We start from the raw sequence: 15,667 nt of genomic DNA on the forward strand, positions 1-15,667 counted from the left end.
AAGAGGTCACACCCGTTCCCATACCGAACACGGAAGTTAAGCTCTTCAGCGCCGATGGTAGTTGGGGGTTCCCCCCTGTGAGAGTAGGACGTCGCCGGGCGCAAGGTCATTGCCAATAGGTAATGGCTTTTTTTGTATTTTTTTCAATGATTTTTAACTATACAAGTTGAAGTTTTGAATATCTATATAATTTAAGCGAAGGGGCCTTCTAAGAGGTAGCGACGTCATAAGATTGATAGCCTGACGGTCGGGCTCATCGCGGCAGGCATCCACATAAAAGGTGCCTGCACTGGTTTTTCCTTTGTTCATTGATGACGGCAATTCACCGATACAAGGTTTGCAGATAACAGGCGGACTTTAACAAGGTGCGATAACTTTATTTTTCGTCAAGCTCAATTGATTCGGGACTCTTCCAATGGGAATCGGAGAAATATAATACACAGAAAAGGCGACATTCAGTTGAGAACTGAATGTCGCCTTTATAAATTTAGAATTACTTATGGCTAAAGGCACCCCCAAGCGCAGAAGTGGATTTAGAGGATTTCTTTTCTTTCACTTATATATTTAGGAAATTCTGTTTTTAATCTTTCGTATATGGAAGTGAGTTAAATATTAATGGTCAGTCGTGCAGCAAATATGATTTGTTTGCAAGCGGTTATAGTCGGTCGTGCAGTTGATATGATCGGTTTACAAGCGGTTATGGTCGGTCTTGCAGTTGATATGATTGGTTTACAAGCGGTTATGGTCGGTCTTGCAGTTGATATGATTGATTTGCATACGAATACGGTCGCCTGTGTTTATTTTTCAACTAGTGTTGATTGAATAAATATTTAATTGATAGAGTTACCATTAGAATCACGAAGTTGGTATTACAATTTGGAGGTTGGTATTAGAATCTGGAAGTTGTGTTTAGACCCCCTCAGTTCTGCCTCGAATCCACAACTTATCCATCTATTCTTAATAGCTTGAAATCATCTCCATTCAGCGATACGATGAGGATATGCAATAGAAGGGAATGGTTATTTTGCAAATGGTGCTCATTATATTCGCAATCAATATCGTGTATGTCACTTTCTTTACAGTGCGCATGATTATGACATTAAAGGGGTATAGGTATATCGCCGCCGCTCTTAGTGTAGTGGAGATTGTCATCTATGTTATTGGTCTCGGTCTAGTACTAGACAACTTGAATGAAATACAAAACTTGATAGCTTATGCAATCGGTTATGGTTGTGGTGTGATTATTGGATCGAAGATTGAGGAGAAAATGGCGCTTGGCTATATTACTGTAAATGTAATTACGGCAGAAAAGAACTTGAAATTACCGAGTATTTTACGGGAAAAAGGATATGGGGTCACAGATTGGTCAGCTAATGGACTTGATGGTGATCGGTCTGCCATGCAAATTCTTACACCGCGTAAGTATGAATTGAAACTATACGTTACAATCAAAGAAATAGATCCAAAAGCATTTATTATTGCATATGAAGCGAAAACGATACATGGCGGTTTCTGGGTGAAGAGTATTAGGAAAGGGAAGTTGTTCAAATGAGCAAGAAAAAAACGGTATGGTTCGAAGTTGGTACAGAAGAGACCATTGAACAATGTCTAGAGAGAATAGTTGCGGAAGGATATACAGTTGCAGGGCGAAAGGAAGAGCCGGTTTTTTCAGAGGTGAATGGAGAATATATACCGGTTCGGCAGCTTATTAAATTCAAAGGTGTACTTACGGGGGAATAAATAGCTAAAAAGACGAACGATGTAAATTAGAAGTAAAACATCGTTCGTCTTTTCTATTGACGAATGCCCTTGGAGTTGATAAAATATAGAGAGTAAATAGAAATCCCCATATATGCTGTGGAATTGGCCACAGTGTTTCTACCAGGACACCGTAATGTCCGGACTATGCGGGAAAGCGACTTTCAGGAATGGTAGCGAAAGGTGTGTGGGTACCAATGGGTGCAATCATCTTAACGCATAATTCAGTGTCCTCGAATGATCTGCTTTTCATGCATTTGAAAAGTGGTTTATTCGAGGATTTTTAGTTTTCTAAAGGAGCGGATTAAATTTGGAACCGAAAATCGGCGTTATTATGGGTAGTAAAAGTGATTGGGAAACGATGAAGCATACATGTGACATTTTGGACGAGCTTGCAGTCTCTTATGAGAAAAAGGTCGTTTCAGCTCATCGCACACCTGATTTCATGTTTGAATATGCAGAACAGGCGCAAGATAAAGGATTAGAAGTTATTATTGCAGGTGCGGGGGGAGCGGCCCACCTTCCAGGTATGGTTGCGGCAAAAACATTGCTTCCAGTTATCGGTATACCTGTTCAGTCGAAAGCGTTGAACGGGATGGATTCATTATTGTCGATTGTCCAAATGCCAGGCGGTGTCCCGGTTGCGACAATGGCGATTGGGAAAGCTGGCGCTGTGAATGCAGGTTTGCTTGCGGCACAGATGTTAGGAGTTCATGACAAAGCATTAATGAAACGAATTGAAGAGCGCCGTAACAATATGCGTGATGCGGCACTGGAAAGCAGTGGTGAGCTACTATGAAAACAATTTTACCAGGGCAAACGATAGGAATCATTGGCGGAGGACAGCTTGGCCGTATGATGGGGCTTGCTGCGAAAGAAGCAGGATTCAGAATTGCGGTGCTGGATCCTGTCATGGATTCACCCTGTGGTCAAATTGCTGATATCCGTATTGTTGCACCATACAACGACGAAGCTGCACTTGAAGAACTTGGTGAGGTTAGCGATGTTATCACATATGAATTCGAAAACATTGATTATGAAGGACTGAAACGTCTGACTCAAATCGCACATGTACCGCAGGGAGCTGAACTTGTTCGAATCACACAGAACCGTATCAATGAAAAAGCGGAGATTACTGCATCGGGTGCGCCTGTTGCAAATTATGTAGCGGCACAGACATTTGAAGAACTTGCATCGCAAATTGCAGAAGTCGGTTTCCCTTGTATCGTCAAGACTGCATTCGGCGGTTATGACGGTAAAGGGCAAGTGAAAATTGATTCTGAAAAGGATCTGCACGAAGCAGAATCACTTTTTACTCATTCAGCATGTATAGCGGAAGCATTCGTTCCGTTCACGAAAGAAATATCTGTCATCATTCAACGCAATGCTGAAGGACAGTCTTATTGCCTTCCGATTGCTGAAAATATTCATAAACATCATATCCTTCATGAATCGATCGTCCCGGCAAGAGTTCATGAGAATGTATTGGCACGAGCCGAAGAAGCAGCGATGAAAATCGCGGATCATCTTAACCTAATCGGGACCTTGGCAGTTGAAATGTTCGTCTTGGAAAATGATGAAATTATTATTAATGAATTGGCACCGCGTCCGCATAACTCTGGACATTATTCCATCGAGGCATGTTCTATTTCACAGTTCCATCAACACATTCGTGCGGTTTGCGGTTGGCCGCTACGCAAACCGAAGCTATGGGCACCGTCAATTATGGTGAATGTGCTTGGCGAACATATTACGCCACTTTCGAAAGCTGTGAAGGATCATCCAGATTGGTCAATCCATCTATATGGCAAGGCGGAAGCGAAAGAGAAGCGGAAAATGGGGCATATAACAATCATGACCGATAACATTGAAGAAACATTGGAAGAAATTGAGGCAACAAGCATCTGGTCTTAATTCGGTAAAAATAAATGACTACACATTTTCAATAGTTGAACAAATAACCTAATCTAATTCCATTTGGGAGGAAAAAGACATGACAAAAGTAAACGTATACGTAACACTCCGTGAAAGTGTTGTTGATCCACAAGGAATTGCAGCGAAAGAAGCGCTACAGACGATGGGTTACAAAGAAGTCGAAAACGTACGCATCGGTAAACTGATTGAGCTTGAATTGGATGGAACGGCTCCGGAAATCGATGCTCGTGTCAAGGAAATGTGCGAAAAGCTTTTGGTCAATAAAGTTATCGAAGACTACCGATACGAAATCGGGGAGGTCGCGGGCAAATGAAGTTCGCTATACTTGTTTTCCCAGGATCGGGTTGCGACATCGACATGCATCATGCAGTAAAAAGCGTTCTGGGCAATGAAGCAGAATACATCTGGCATACAGAAGCGAATCTTGAGGGTTTTGATGCAGTACTGATTCCCAGCGGAGCGTCGTATGGCGATTATCTCCGTCCAGGAGCGTTGGCTCAGAGTTCACCGGCCATCGAGAGCTTGAAAGCATTTGCGGCCTCAGGGAAACCTGTTCTAGGCGTCGGTAATGGTTTCCAAATCCTTGCTGAAGCCGGCTTACTGCCAGGCGCTTTCCTACGCAACAAAGGACTGAAATTCAGATCAGGCAATGCGAAATTGACTGTCTTGAATACTGACTCGAAATTCACGTCCGATTATGAAAACGGGCAGGTAATTACAATCCCGTTCGCTCACGAATACGGAAACTACTTTGTTGACGAAGAAACAGTAACGGAACTGAAGAATAATAACCGTATCGTCTTTACATATGCGGATGGTAATACAGATGGCAGTACAGCGGATATTGCCGGCGTGTTGAATGAACAAGGTAACGTACTAGGTATGATGCCGCTACCTGAACGTGCAGTCGAGGAAATCATCGGAGGAACTGATGGATTGCCTTTATTCAATTCAATCTTAAAAAGGTGGAGTGAAAACAATGTCAGCCATGCATGAACCGAACGCACAACAAATTAAAGATGAACAGTTATACCGCCAAATGGGGATGACGGACGAAGAATTCGAACGTGCAGTGGGCATGTTAGGACGCCTTCCAAACTATACGGAAACAGGTCTTTTCTCTGCTTTGTGGTCCGAGCATTGTTCATATAAAAGTTCAAAACCCGTACTCCGCAAATTCCCGACTGAAGGTGCGCGTGTACTTCAGGGACCGGGTGAAGGAGCAGGAATCGTTGATATCGGCGATAACCAGGCTGCTGTTTTCAAGATGGAATCGCATAACTCACCATCCGCGATTGAGCCATTCATCGGCGCAGCAACAGGCGCTGGTGGGGTTCTGCGTGATGTGTTTTCAATGGGTGCCCGCCCTGTAGCGCTCGTCAATTCCCTTCGTTTCGGGGATTTAACGGAAGCACGTGACCGGTATTTATTCGAAGAAGCAGTTGCAGGGATTGCGAGTTATGGAAATGCGATTGGTATTCCGACAATTGCGGGTGAAGTCCAGTTCGATAATTGTTACTCTAAACGTCCACTTGTTAATGCGATGGCTGTTGGTTTGTTAAATCATGAAGATATTCAAAAAGGGATTGCCTCAGGTGTTGGCAATATCGTCATGTATGCTGGTGCTACAACAGGCCGTGATGGAATTCACGGTGCGACAATGTCTTCTTCCGAAGTATCGGTTGATAAAGAAGGAGAACTTCCGGTTATGCAAGCTGGTGACCCGTTCCTAGAAAAGCTTGTGATGGAAGCATGCCTTGAGCTTGTAAAATCAGATGCGTTGATCGGGATCCAAGATATGGGTGCGGCAGGACTTACTTCTTCAGCAGCTGAAATGGCGTCGAAAGCAGGGTATGGTGTCGAGTTGAATCTTGATCTGGTACCACAGCGTGAAGAAGGAATGACAGCTTATGAAATGATGTTGTCTGAATCACAAGAACGTATGCTGATCGTCGTGAAAAAAGGCCGTGAACAGGAAGTTACGGATTTATTTGCAAAGTATAATATTGAAGCGGTTGTGATCGGTAAAGTAACTGATGATAAAATGCTGCGCCTTCTTCATAAAGGTGAAGTTGTAGCGGAAGTATCAGCCGATGCACTTGCCGAAGACGCACCGGTTTATCATAAAAAGGCCGAGGAACCTGCATACTTCAAAGAATTCCAGGCGATGGAAATGTCAGAGCCTGTTGTGGATGATCTGCATGCAACATTGAAGGACTTGCTGCAACGTCCAACAATTGCTTCGAAAGAATGGGTCTATAACCAGTTCGATACACAAGCAAGGTCAAATACGGTCGTTGCACCAGGCTCATCTGCAGGTGTCATTCGTGTCAGCGGTACGAATAAAGGACTTGCAATGACATCCGACTGTAACTCGCGTTTTGTGTACCTCGATCCGGAAACAGGCGGGAAAATTGCAGTTGCCGAAGCAGCGCGTAATCTCATTTGTTCAGGAGCGGAGCCGATTGCAATTACCGATTGCTTGAACTTCGGTAGCGCGGACAAGCCGGAAGTATTTTGGCAGTTTGAGAAATCTGCCGAAGGAATTTCTGAAGCATGCCGCAAGTTGAATGCACCTGTCATCAGCGGGAACGTTTCCTTATCTAATGAAGTAAATGGTGTTCCGATTTATCCGACACCAACAATCGGGATGGTTGGCCTGGTCCATGATTTATCTCAAACAACGACTACCGAGTTCAAGAATGCAGGCGATGTCATCTATGTTATCGGTGAAGCATCAGTCGATTTCGGCGGCAGTGAACTGCAACAAATGACGCAAGGGAAAATATTCGGCCAAGCTCCTTCAATTGACCTTGAGGTTGAAGCAGCGCGCCAGAGAGAACTACTTACGGCAATCCAATCTGGACTTGTTCAATCTGCAACTGATTTATCGGAAGGCGGTTTCGCAGTTGCGCTTTGTGAGAAAGCGTTTGGGGCGGAAGGTCTTGGAGCGGGCGTAACAATTTCGGGTTCAGCAGTGACGGCTTTATTCAGTGAAACACAATCACGTTTCCTTGTAACTGTAAAAGAAGAACATGCGGCGGCGTTTGAAAAGGCTGTGGCAGATGCGACTAAAATCGGTGTAGTTACGGATAGCAACCAAATCGTTATCAACGGCGACAATGGCTTGTTAATAGACGGGACGGTTGATGAACTCCGTTCTGCTTGGAGAGGGGCTATCAAATGCTTGCTGAACTCAGAGGCCTAAACGAAGAGTGCGGTGTGTTCGGCATTTGGGGGCATGAAGATGCGGCGCAGATCAGTTATTATGGTCTACACGCATTGCAGCACCGGGGTCAAGAAGGAGCCGGTATCGTTACGAAGGAAGGCAAAAAGTTTCATGTGATTAAAGGCGAAGGTCTTGTCAATGAAGTGTTTTCCGGCAACGGGATAAATGATTTAAAGGGAAATGCTGCAATTGGGCAAGTGCGTTATTCGACAGAAAACGGCCGCGGAATCGAAAATGTTCAGCCGCTCGTTTTCCGTTCAACGACAGGAAGTCTTTCTGTCGCTCATAATGGCAATATCGTGAATGCGGTCGAATTGCGTGAACATCTTGAGCGTCAAGGTAGTATTTTTCAAACGAATTCTGATACAGAAGTGCTGGCGCATTTAATTAAGAAAAGCAGTGGGTCTTTAACGCAGCGGGATCGTGTGAAAAAAGCATTGTCCATGTTAAAAGGTGCGTTTGCGTTTGTTATATTGACGGATGATGGATTAATGGTCGCGCAGGATCCGAACGGTCTCCGTCCACTATCCCTTGGTAAAATGGGGGATGCGTGGGTTGTAGCATCGGAAACTTGTGCGTTCGATATTATCGGTGCGGAATGGATTCGTTCGGTAGAGCCGGGAGAACTCATCATTATTAATGACAAAGGTCTTCAGTCGGACCGATTTGCGCAAGCTGCGGATTCGGCTATGTGCTCGATGGAATACGTCTATTTCGCACGTCCCGATTCGGATATTGACGGGATTAATATCCATTCAGCGCGGAAACGTTGCGGCAAGCAGCTTGCACGTGAAGTGCAGATTGAAGCGGACGTCGTCACGGGTGTACCGGATTCAAGTATTTCGGCGGCTATTGGATTTTCTGAAGAAAGCGGAATCCCCTACGAACTTGGGCTTATCAAAAATCGTTACGTAGGGCGTACTTTCATCCAACCGTCACAGGAGTTACGTGAAAAAGGCGTGAAGATGAAACTTTCTCCGGTGCGCCAAGTTGTGAACGGTAAAAGAGTCGTCATGGTAGATGATTCAATTGTTCGCGGCACCACGTCGAAAAGGATTGTCAATCTGTTAAAAGAAGCGGGTGCGACGGAAGTTCACGTCGTAATTGGGTCACCACCGCTTGTCAGTCCATGTTTTTATGGCGTGGATATTAGCACAGATTCTGAATTGATTGCAACCAACAGGTCTGTTGAAGAAATTCGGGAACTGATCGGCGCAGATTCACTTACATTCTTATCTGCCGAAGGGATGCTTGAAGCAATCGGCCGGCCGGATAAAACGAAGAATTGCGGGCAATGTCTTGCTTGTTTCACAGGAGATTATCCAACTGAAATCTATTCGGATACGGTATTGCCACATAAAAAAGAGATTGTGTGATAGGAGGATTTTGCATGTCGAAAGCATATGAAAACGCTGGTGTAAATATCGAGGCCGGCTACGAGTCAGTTGAACGGATGAAATCCCATGTTGCGCGTACTGCACGTAAAGGCGTTGCAGGAACGTTCGGCGGTTTTGGCGGCATGTTCGATCTTTCCGCGCTTGAGTATAAAGAGCCGGTTCTTATTTCCGGTACAGATGGTGTCGGTACAAAGTTGAAACTGGCGTTCATGGCAGATAAGCATGACACGATTGGTATCGACTGTGTGGCTATGTGTGTGAACGATATTGTGGCGCAAGGCGCAGAGCCACTTTACTTCCTTGACTATATCGCGCTCGGAAAAGCGGTTCCTGAAAAGGTCGAAGCGATTGTTAAAGGGATTGCGGATGGTTGTGTTCAGTCGGGAGCAGCATTGATCGGCGGAGAAACGGCGGAAATGCCGGGTCTTTACGAAATTGACGAGTATGACCTTGCAGGTTTTGCAGTAGGTGCTTGTGAAAAGAGTAAAATTGTTACAGGCGAAAAAGTCGTTGCAGGAGACGTTCTTGTCGGCATCGCTTCAAGCGGTATCCATTCGAACGGTTATTCACTCGTCCGTAAAATTGTCCTTGAAGATCAAGGCAATGAAATTGATGGTTTGATAGCAGGATATGAAGAACTTGGAACAGTTGGTAGTGCACTTCTTGAACCGACGAAAATTTACGCGAAACCGGTTCTTCAAATGCATAACGAACTTGATATCCATTCGATGGGCCACATTACTGGCGGAGGCTTCTTCGAAAACTTGCCGCGTATGCTGGCAGACGGATTCGGAGCGGAAATCGACCTTGGTTCATGGCCTGTACTTCCAGTATTCAAAATGCTGAAAGAAAAAGGCGAGCTGTTGGATAAAGATCTATATAGCGTATTCAATATGGGAATCGGTTTTGTTATAGCGCTTCCTGAAGCTGAGGCGGCTGCTGCCCTTACAATTGCAGCTGAGCACGGAGAAGAGGCGTTCGTTATCGGACGGGTTATTGAAGGTGAAGGCGTCACGTTTACAGGTACGCATGACGGAAGTCTTGCCGAATGAATCAAAAAATGAAGATTGCCGTTTTCGCATCTGGAAGCGGCAGTAATTTTGCAGCGATTGAAGAAGCGTGCAGAACAGGTGAGTTGAACGCTGAAATCGTCCTTATGGTGACGAACAAGCCGGATGCCTTTGTTGTAGAACGTGCTGAAAAAGGTAGTATTCCAGTTGCGACATTTCGACCGAAAGATTTCGAAACGAAAGACGCGTACGAAGAATCAATCCTACATGCACTTCAAGAAGCGGGGGCAGAATGGCTGGTCCTTGCAGGCTATATGCGTCTTGTCGGCCCGGTGCTATTGACGGCTTATCCATCTCGCATCGTCAATATCCATCCCTCCTTGCTGCCCTCGTTTCCTGGGAAAGATGCAATCGGAAAAGCAGTTGCACATGGCGTGAAAGTGACGGGTGTCACGGTTCATCTTGTGGATGAAGGAATGGATACTGGGCAGATTCTTGCGCAACATGCTGTTCGAGTTGTCGATGGGAATCCAGACAAAACGGCAGAAGCGATTCACGCTGTTGAACATGATTTATATAAAGAAACGTTAAACGAACTTTTTAGCCGGTAACTTTTTACAGGTCATATTCAAACTAATTGGAGGGTTTTATTCGTGAAAAAACGTGCATTGCTTAGCGTGTCGGACAAAAGCGGTATTTTGGAATTTGCGAAAGCATTAGAAAGTCTTGGCTATGAACTGTTATCTACTGGCGGTACGATGAAACACCTTGCGGACAATGGCGTCGCAGTAACGGCAGTCGATGAAGTAACTGGATTCCCTGAAATCATGGAAGGTCGCGTGAAGACGCTTAACCCGATGATTCATGGAGGACTTCTTGCAAAACAAGACAATCCCTCTCACATCGCACAAATGGAAGAGCACGGCATCCAGCCAATTGACGTCGTTTGTGTGAACTTGTATCCGTTTAAAGAAACGATTTCAAAGCCGGATGTAACCAATGATGATGCAATTGAAAATATCGATATCGGTGGACCGGCAATGCTTCGTGCTTCTGCGAAAAACCATGCATACGTAACAGTTATCGTAGACGCGGCAGATTACGATCAAGTACTTTCCGAAATCAAAGCGGGCGGCAAAACGACACTTGAAACGCGTAGACGTTTAGCTGCTAAAGTATTCCGCCATACAGCAGCGTATGATGCACTTATTGCCGGTTTCTTGACTGACCTTACAGGCGAAGAATTCCCGGAGCAAATTACATATACATATGAACTGAAACAACCGCTCCGTTACGGAGAAAATCCACACCAAAAGGCAGCTTTCTATAGCCGTCCACTTGGTTCGGATTTCTCAATTGCGTACGCGGAACAATTGCACGGCAAAGAGCTTTCATATAACAATATTCAAGATGCGAATGCGGCCATTCAAATCATCAAAGAATTTGATAAAGCAGCTGCAGTAGCAGTAAAACATATGAACCCATGCGGCGTTGGAATAGGTGAGACGATTTTCGATGCGTTTAATAAAGCATATGAAGCTGATCCGACGTCTATCTTCGGAGGAATAATCGCATTGAACCGGGAAGTGGATGCGGCAACTGCTGAAAAGCTATCAGGCATCTTCCTTGAAATCATCATTGCACCATCTTTCACAAGTGAAGCAGTTGAAGTTTTGACAAAGAAGAAAAATATTCGTCTGTTGACGATTTCGTTTGATCAAAATAAAAAAGACCAGTTGAATACAGTGTCCGTTGAAGGCGGTTTGCTTATGCAAGAGCCGGATGCACACGGATTTGCGGATGCAGACATTCGTATTGCGACGGACCGGGAGCCGACAGAAGCCGAGTGGGAAGCGATGAAACTTGGCTGGGCTGTTGTGAAGCATGTGAAGTCAAATGCAATCGTTGTAACGGATGATCATATGACACTTGGTGTTGGTGCGGGTCAGATGAACCGTGTCGGAGCAGCGAATATCGCGCTAACACAAGCAGGCGAACGTGCTAAAGGTGCAGCACTTGCATCTGATGCATTCTTCCCGATGGACGATACAGTCGAAGCTGCAGCGAAGGCGGGTATTACGGCAATTATCCAACCAGGCGGCTCAGTGAAAGACGAAGATTCGATTAAAAAAGCGAACGACTATGGCATCACAATGGTGTTCACGGGCGTACGTCATTTCAAACATTAAGGAGTGGACTGCATTGAATATACTCGTTATCGGGAGCGGCGGTCGCGAGCATGCGATTGCCAGACAGTTCAATGTCTCCCCTTCAGTAAAAAAAGTATTTGTCGCACCCGGCAATGATGGCATGAAAGATGATGCCGAATGTGTCCAGATTGAAGCGATGGATTTTGAAGCACTTGCGACATTCGCAAAAGCAAACAATGTGGATCTGACATTTGTCGGTCCGGAACAACCGCTTGCGGAAGGGATTGTCGATTATTTCGCTGATTGCGGATTAAAGGCGTTCGGTCCAACTAAAGCGGCGGCGCTGATAGAAGGAAGTAAGTCGTTCGCGAAAGAACTGATGGCGAAGTACGATATTCCGACAGCTGATTACGGCACATTTACCGATGCGGAAGAAGCGAAAGCGTTTATCCGCGAAAAAGGCGCGCCAATTGTCGTAAAAGCAGACGGGCTAGCAGCGGGTAAAGGTGTTATCGTCGCGATGACGCTGGAAGATGCACTTGGAGCGGTGGACGATATGATCGGCAACCAGAAGTTCGGTGAATCGTCTTCACGTGTCGTTATCGAGGAGTTTTTGGACGGCGAAGAGTTCTCCTACATGTCGTTCGTCCATGACGGTCAGATTTACCCGATGGTTGTCGCGCAAGATCATAAGCGGGCATATGACGGCGATAGAGGACCGAACACGGGCGGTATGGGCGCATACTCACCGGTTCCACAAATTTCGGACGCAATCGTGAAGGAAGCGTATGACAAAGTTGTCGTTCCGACTGTTGAAGCAATGGCTGCGGAAGGAACCCCTTTTACAGGTATTTTGTATGCGGGACTCATACTGACAGAAGACGGACCGAAAGTGATTGAATTCAACGCACGCTTCGGCGATCCTGAAACGCAAGTCGTCCTTCCAAGGATGGCATCGGACTTTGGCGAGTTCATGGCTTCATTAATGGCCGGCAAACCGTATGAATTGAAGTGGGATGACAAAGCGATGTTAGGCGTTGTCATTGCGGCGGATAGATATCCGGGAGAAGTTGTAAAAGGGGCGGCATTGCCTGATCTTAAGATTTTATCAGCACTAGGCTTGGATGTTTTCCATGCCGGTACAAAATCGAATGGCACAGGATTCGTCGGAAATGGCGGACGGGTACTCTTAATTACAACAAAAGCGGATTCATTGGAAGAAGCACAGAAAAGCGTCTACAAAGGCTTGTCCCAACTAGAATGGAACGGGTTCTTCTACAGACAGGACATCGGCTGGCGTACGTTTGAATAACCAATAAGACCATTCCCTCCATCGACGAGAGAATGGTCTTATTCTATTTTAGAAAGTATATATGCAGGGTAAGTTTGAATTTTAACAGAGAAAACCCCCAATCGGCACCAAGCGGATTGGGGATTGCAGGTGATGAATAAGGCTAAGAGGTTCTATTTTAATCTTCAAGTTCATATGCTAACTAGTCCCGCCGCTTCCATTTACTCGGCTTTGCAAATCCAACCGCCGAACATGTTTGTCGTAAAGAACTTGGCGATCTTTCCAAAACCGGCTTCCTGAAGTAAACGGACGATTTCCTCTTCAGGAATGAAGGATAGCTTACGAACGGTTTTCTCCATTTCATCAACTTCGGTTTTAGTCATATTTGTTGAATCAAGCCAGTATGCTTTCCAAAGAGTGAACAATTCATCAAATGCCGGATCGTCCGGATTGCCGTACATAGACGCCATTACGAATGGTGCGCCGGGGGCTAGATGAAGACGGATTTTTTTCAGCAGCTTTAATTTTTCGTCCATATCTGCAATGAAATGAAGGACGAGCATGCATGTCGCTGCTCCGAACAATCTATCCGCTACTACATCATCAACAGTTCCTTCGATGAATTCAACGCGGTCCGCTATTTTCAATTCCGCGGCTTTCATCCGCGCGAAATCAAGCATTGGTGGTGCAGGATCTACTGCGGTAAATGTCCAACCAGGGTTTGCCGGCCCTAACGTAGCAAGTTCGTTGCCGCCACCCGCACCGATAATCAGCACATTTTCCTGCTGAGTACTATTCGCCCGAAGATAAGCTTGTATAAGTCTGAACATCGAATCGTAGGTAGGCAATGTCCGCCGTACCCCCCGATCATATTCAGTAGCCATTTCTTTATCAAATTTCATGTTGTCGGTCATCTTATCAAATCCATTCAGTTGTAGTAGTGTACTACTGTCCTTTTTCGCCAAAAAGTGGGAGAACCCTTTATCGAGTGGACTATGATTTTAGCGAAGTTGACAACGTATCGGCCTTAGTTCACAACATCCAACACCCATTATAATTTTAAACCTAAATCTACCCAAAATATCCAAAGCGACTTTTGCACTCCCTATTTATTTCCTTACTGCTATGCTACGATAAATAATAGGGAGACAACAGTTAAAAGGAGTGAATGTCATGTGGGAACATACTGAAATAAAGGACCAACTACATATAATCGACGGCAAGAAAGCACCGGATCTCATTATTACCAATGCGGAATATTTGCATTCAATTTATAAAAAGTGGATTAAGGGAAACATCTGGATTGCGGGCGACCGAATTATCTATGCTGGGAAAGAAATGCCGGCAATGATAGAAGGGGCGGAAATCGTAGATGCTTCAGGGAAGAAAATTGTCCCCGGTTATATTGAGCCGCATGTCCACCCTTTTCAATTGTACAACCCATGGACGTTCGCAGATTATGCATCACGTTTAGGAACGACGACGTTCATCTCGGACAACCTTATTTTATTCATGTCCCTTGCGAATGAAACGTCATTTGCCCTTCTTGATGAGTTGAATAAATTGCCATTTTCATTTTACTGGTGGGCCCGATTTGACTCGCAGACGGTTCTTCAGAATGAAACAGAGCTCTTTAATCTGGAGTCCATTAAAGAGTGGATTGAACGTCCCGAAGTATTGCTGGGCGGGGAATTGACCGGCTGGCCGCGACTCATGGGAGGTGAGTCAGATATGTTCACGTCCGTGAGTGCTGCAAAAGCGGGAGGCAAGAAAATTGAAGGTCATTTCCCGGGAGCATCTGAGCGGACGCTTGCAAGGATGCGTCTTCTTGGAACAGATGGAGATCATGAAGCGATGACGGTGGAGGAGGTCGAAGCCCGTTTGTTGCACGGTTACGGGGTGACCCTTCGTCATTCATCCATTCGCCCGGATCTTCCGCATTTACTAAAAGGTATTGTAGACAAAGAACTTGATGTGTTCGATCATCTGATGATGACAACGGACGGCTCGACGCCATCATTTTATATCGACGGTGTTATGGATAAATGCATTCGCGCCGCGCTTGAAGCCGGGGTCCCGCCAATCGATGCATATCAGATGGCATCGTACAATGTAGCGCGCTATTATGACATGTCCGATTTACATGGCGTCATTGCGACCGGCCGTTATGCAACGCTTAATTTCCTGGAGGATGAGTATAACCCTGTGCCCACAGATGTTTTATCCAAAGGAAGATGGTTGAAACGTGAAAACGAATCGGCTGAACCATTCCCTCCAATTGATTGGTCCATAGTTGAAGCTTTCGCGCCGGATTTCGATCTTGATGAAACAGATTTTATATTTGAAAACTTGATTGGCATCGAAATGCTCAATGACGTCATTACACAACCATACAATGTTACGATTGATACAAGTGGGGGAAAACTTGCGAAAGATCACGATGAAAGCTTCCTTATGCTGCTTGACAGAAGTGGGAAATGGCATGTCAACACACTTATTAAAGGCTTCGCAACAGGTATCCAAGGCTTTGCTTCTTCGTATTCAAATACAGGGGATATCATCTTAATTGGCAAAGATAAAAAAGAAATGCTCAATGCATTCAATGAAATGAAACGGATTGGCGGCGGCATGGTAATCGCGGAAGACGATGGAATCGTCGCGACGCTTCCACTGGCAATCGGCGGCGGATTGTCGACGGAACCGGTTCAGGAATTGATAGCGCAGGAGTTGGAATTGAAAAAAGTGCTTGCAGACCGCGGTTTCACGAAAGGCGATGCGGTCTATACACTACTATTTTTACAATCAACACATCTGCCGTACATACGCATCACGCAGGTGGGGCTGTACGATGTCATGGCAAAAGAAGTTATCATTCCGGCAACCGGAAGATAGGGGGA

At 45.4% G+C, this 15,667-nt stretch carries 15 protein-coding genes, 1 rRNA gene and 1 riboswitch; of the genes, 15 read left to right on the forward strand and 1 reads right to left on the reverse strand.

Annotated elements, in window-relative coordinates:
* The 14 genes from rrf to purD all read left to right on the forward strand — a co-directional run.
* Positions 1–100: ribosomal RNA gene (gene rrf, locus HDC33_RS15095) — 5S ribosomal RNA — on the forward strand; the annotation flags it as partial.
* Positions 101–615: 515 nt separating this feature from the next.
* Positions 616–822, forward strand: a complete 207-nt coding sequence (locus HDC33_RS15100) for a hypothetical protein (protein ID WP_179393403.1) — start codon at positions 616–618, stop codon at positions 820–822.
* Positions 823–1,015: 193 nt separating this feature from the next.
* The gene (locus tag HDC33_RS15105) at positions 1,016–1,552 is read left to right on the forward strand and encodes a DUF2179 domain-containing protein (RefSeq protein WP_179393404.1); all 537 of its coding nucleotides are present in this window, start codon (positions 1,016–1,018) and stop codon (positions 1,550–1,552) included.
* Entirely contained in the window at positions 1,549–1,740 is a 192-nt protein-coding gene (locus tag HDC33_RS15110; protein ID WP_179393405.1) for an NETI motif-containing protein, read from the forward strand. The genes HDC33_RS15105 and HDC33_RS15110 overlap by 4 nt, the downstream gene beginning before the upstream one ends.
* Before the next feature lie 86 nt (positions 1,741–1,826).
* Positions 1,827–1,926: riboswitch (purine riboswitch) on the forward strand.
* Positions 1,927–2,068: 142 nt separating this feature from the next.
* Positions 2,069–2,557: a 5-(carboxyamino)imidazole ribonucleotide mutase gene (purE, locus tag HDC33_RS15115; RefSeq protein ID WP_179393406.1), complete on the forward strand. Its 489-nt coding sequence runs from the start codon at positions 2,069–2,071 to the stop codon at positions 2,555–2,557.
* Complete coding sequence (gene purK, locus HDC33_RS15120; RefSeq protein WP_179393407.1) at positions 2,554–3,672, forward strand: 5-(carboxyamino)imidazole ribonucleotide synthase; 1,119 nt, start codon at positions 2,554–2,556, stop codon at positions 3,670–3,672. The genes purE and purK overlap by 4 nt, the downstream gene beginning before the upstream one ends.
* Before the next feature lie 79 nt (positions 3,673–3,751).
* Entirely contained in the window at positions 3,752–4,006 is a 255-nt protein-coding gene (purS, locus tag HDC33_RS15125) for a phosphoribosylformylglycinamidine synthase subunit PurS (RefSeq protein WP_179393408.1), read from the forward strand.
* Entirely contained in the window at positions 4,003–4,689 is a 687-nt protein-coding gene (gene purQ / locus HDC33_RS15130) for a phosphoribosylformylglycinamidine synthase subunit PurQ (RefSeq protein ID WP_179393409.1), read from the forward strand. The genes purS and purQ overlap by 4 nt, the downstream gene beginning before the upstream one ends.
* Entirely contained in the window at positions 4,673–6,901 is a 2,229-nt protein-coding gene (purL, locus tag HDC33_RS15135) for a phosphoribosylformylglycinamidine synthase subunit PurL (RefSeq protein ID WP_179393410.1), read from the forward strand. Before purQ ends, purL begins: the two co-directional genes overlap by 17 nt.
* A complete protein-coding gene (purF, locus tag HDC33_RS15140) occupies positions 6,877–8,298 on the forward strand; it encodes an amidophosphoribosyltransferase (RefSeq protein ID WP_179393411.1) in 1,422 nt (473 codons plus the stop codon). Before purL ends, purF begins: the two co-directional genes overlap by 25 nt.
* A 14-nt stretch (positions 8,299–8,312) precedes the next feature.
* On the forward strand, positions 8,313–9,371 hold the full coding sequence (gene purM, locus HDC33_RS15145; RefSeq protein WP_179393412.1) for a phosphoribosylformylglycinamidine cyclo-ligase: 1,059 nt from the start codon (positions 8,313–8,315) through the stop codon (positions 9,369–9,371).
* Complete coding sequence (gene purN / locus HDC33_RS15150; protein ID WP_179393413.1) at positions 9,368–9,940, forward strand: phosphoribosylglycinamide formyltransferase; 573 nt, start codon at positions 9,368–9,370, stop codon at positions 9,938–9,940. Before purM ends, purN begins: the two co-directional genes overlap by 4 nt.
* 42 nt (positions 9,941–9,982) lie before the next feature.
* The gene (purH, locus tag HDC33_RS15155; RefSeq protein ID WP_179393414.1) at positions 9,983–11,518 is read left to right on the forward strand and encodes a bifunctional phosphoribosylaminoimidazolecarboxamide formyltransferase/IMP cyclohydrolase; all 1,536 of its coding nucleotides are present in this window, start codon (positions 9,983–9,985) and stop codon (positions 11,516–11,518) included.
* 13 nt (positions 11,519–11,531) lie between these two features.
* Positions 11,532–12,791 (forward strand): phosphoribosylamine--glycine ligase, encoded by a 1,260-nt coding sequence (purD, locus tag HDC33_RS15160; RefSeq protein WP_179393415.1) that lies wholly within the window; start codon positions 11,532–11,534, stop codon positions 12,789–12,791.
* A 200-nt stretch (positions 12,792–12,991) separates the two neighbouring features.
* Here purD and HDC33_RS15165 read toward each other — a convergent pair whose 3' ends face one another.
* Complete coding sequence (locus tag HDC33_RS15165) at positions 12,992–13,672, reverse strand: class I SAM-dependent methyltransferase (RefSeq protein WP_255457456.1); 681 nt, start codon at positions 13,670–13,672, stop codon at positions 12,992–12,994.
* A gap of 271 nt (positions 13,673–13,943) precedes the next feature.
* On the opposite strand from HDC33_RS15165, the gene HDC33_RS15170 reads away from it, so the two are divergent.
* A complete protein-coding gene (locus HDC33_RS15170; RefSeq protein WP_179393416.1) occupies positions 13,944–15,662 on the forward strand; it encodes an adenine deaminase C-terminal domain-containing protein in 1,719 nt (572 codons plus the stop codon).
* The last annotated feature ends 5 nt before the right edge of the window (positions 15,663–15,667 follow it).

Source organism: Sporosarcina sp. JAI121 (genome assembly GCF_013408665.1).
Taxonomy (GTDB): Bacteria; Bacillota; Bacilli; order Bacillales_A; family Planococcaceae; genus Sporosarcina.

What these genes read in the sequence shown, in the direction of transcription:
- HDC33_RS15100 (WP_179393403.1), top strand. Translation starts at nt 616, where the DNA reads ATGGTCAGTCGTGCAGCAAATATGATTTGTTTGCAAGCGGTTATAGTC.
- HDC33_RS15105 (WP_179393404.1), top strand. Translation starts at nt 1,016, where the DNA reads ATGGTTATTTTGCAAATGGTGCTCATTATATTCGCAATCAATATCGTG.
- HDC33_RS15110 (WP_179393405.1), top strand. Translation starts at nt 1,549, where the DNA reads ATGAGCAAGAAAAAAACGGTATGGTTCGAAGTTGGTACAGAAGAGACC.
- purK (WP_179393407.1), top strand. Translation starts at nt 2,554, where the DNA reads ATGAAAACAATTTTACCAGGGCAAACGATAGGAATCATTGGCGGAGGA.
- purS (WP_179393408.1), top strand. Translation starts at nt 3,752, where the DNA reads ATGACAAAAGTAAACGTATACGTAACACTCCGTGAAAGTGTTGTTGAT.
- purQ (WP_179393409.1), top strand. Translation starts at nt 4,003, where the DNA reads ATGAAGTTCGCTATACTTGTTTTCCCAGGATCGGGTTGCGACATCGAC.
- purL (WP_179393410.1), top strand. Translation starts at nt 4,673, where the DNA reads ATGTCAGCCATGCATGAACCGAACGCACAACAAATTAAAGATGAACAG.
- purF (WP_179393411.1), top strand. Translation starts at nt 6,877, where the DNA reads ATGCTTGCTGAACTCAGAGGCCTAAACGAAGAGTGCGGTGTGTTCGGC.
- purM (WP_179393412.1), top strand. Translation starts at nt 8,313, where the DNA reads ATGTCGAAAGCATATGAAAACGCTGGTGTAAATATCGAGGCCGGCTAC.
- purN (WP_179393413.1), top strand. Translation starts at nt 9,368, where the DNA reads ATGAATCAAAAAATGAAGATTGCCGTTTTCGCATCTGGAAGCGGCAGT.
- HDC33_RS15165 (WP_255457456.1), bottom strand. Translation starts at nt 13,672, where the DNA reads ATGAAATTTGATAAAGAAATGGCTACTGAATATGATCGGGGGGTACGG.
- HDC33_RS15170 (WP_179393416.1), top strand. Translation starts at nt 13,944, where the DNA reads ATGTGGGAACATACTGAAATAAAGGACCAACTACATATAATCGACGGC.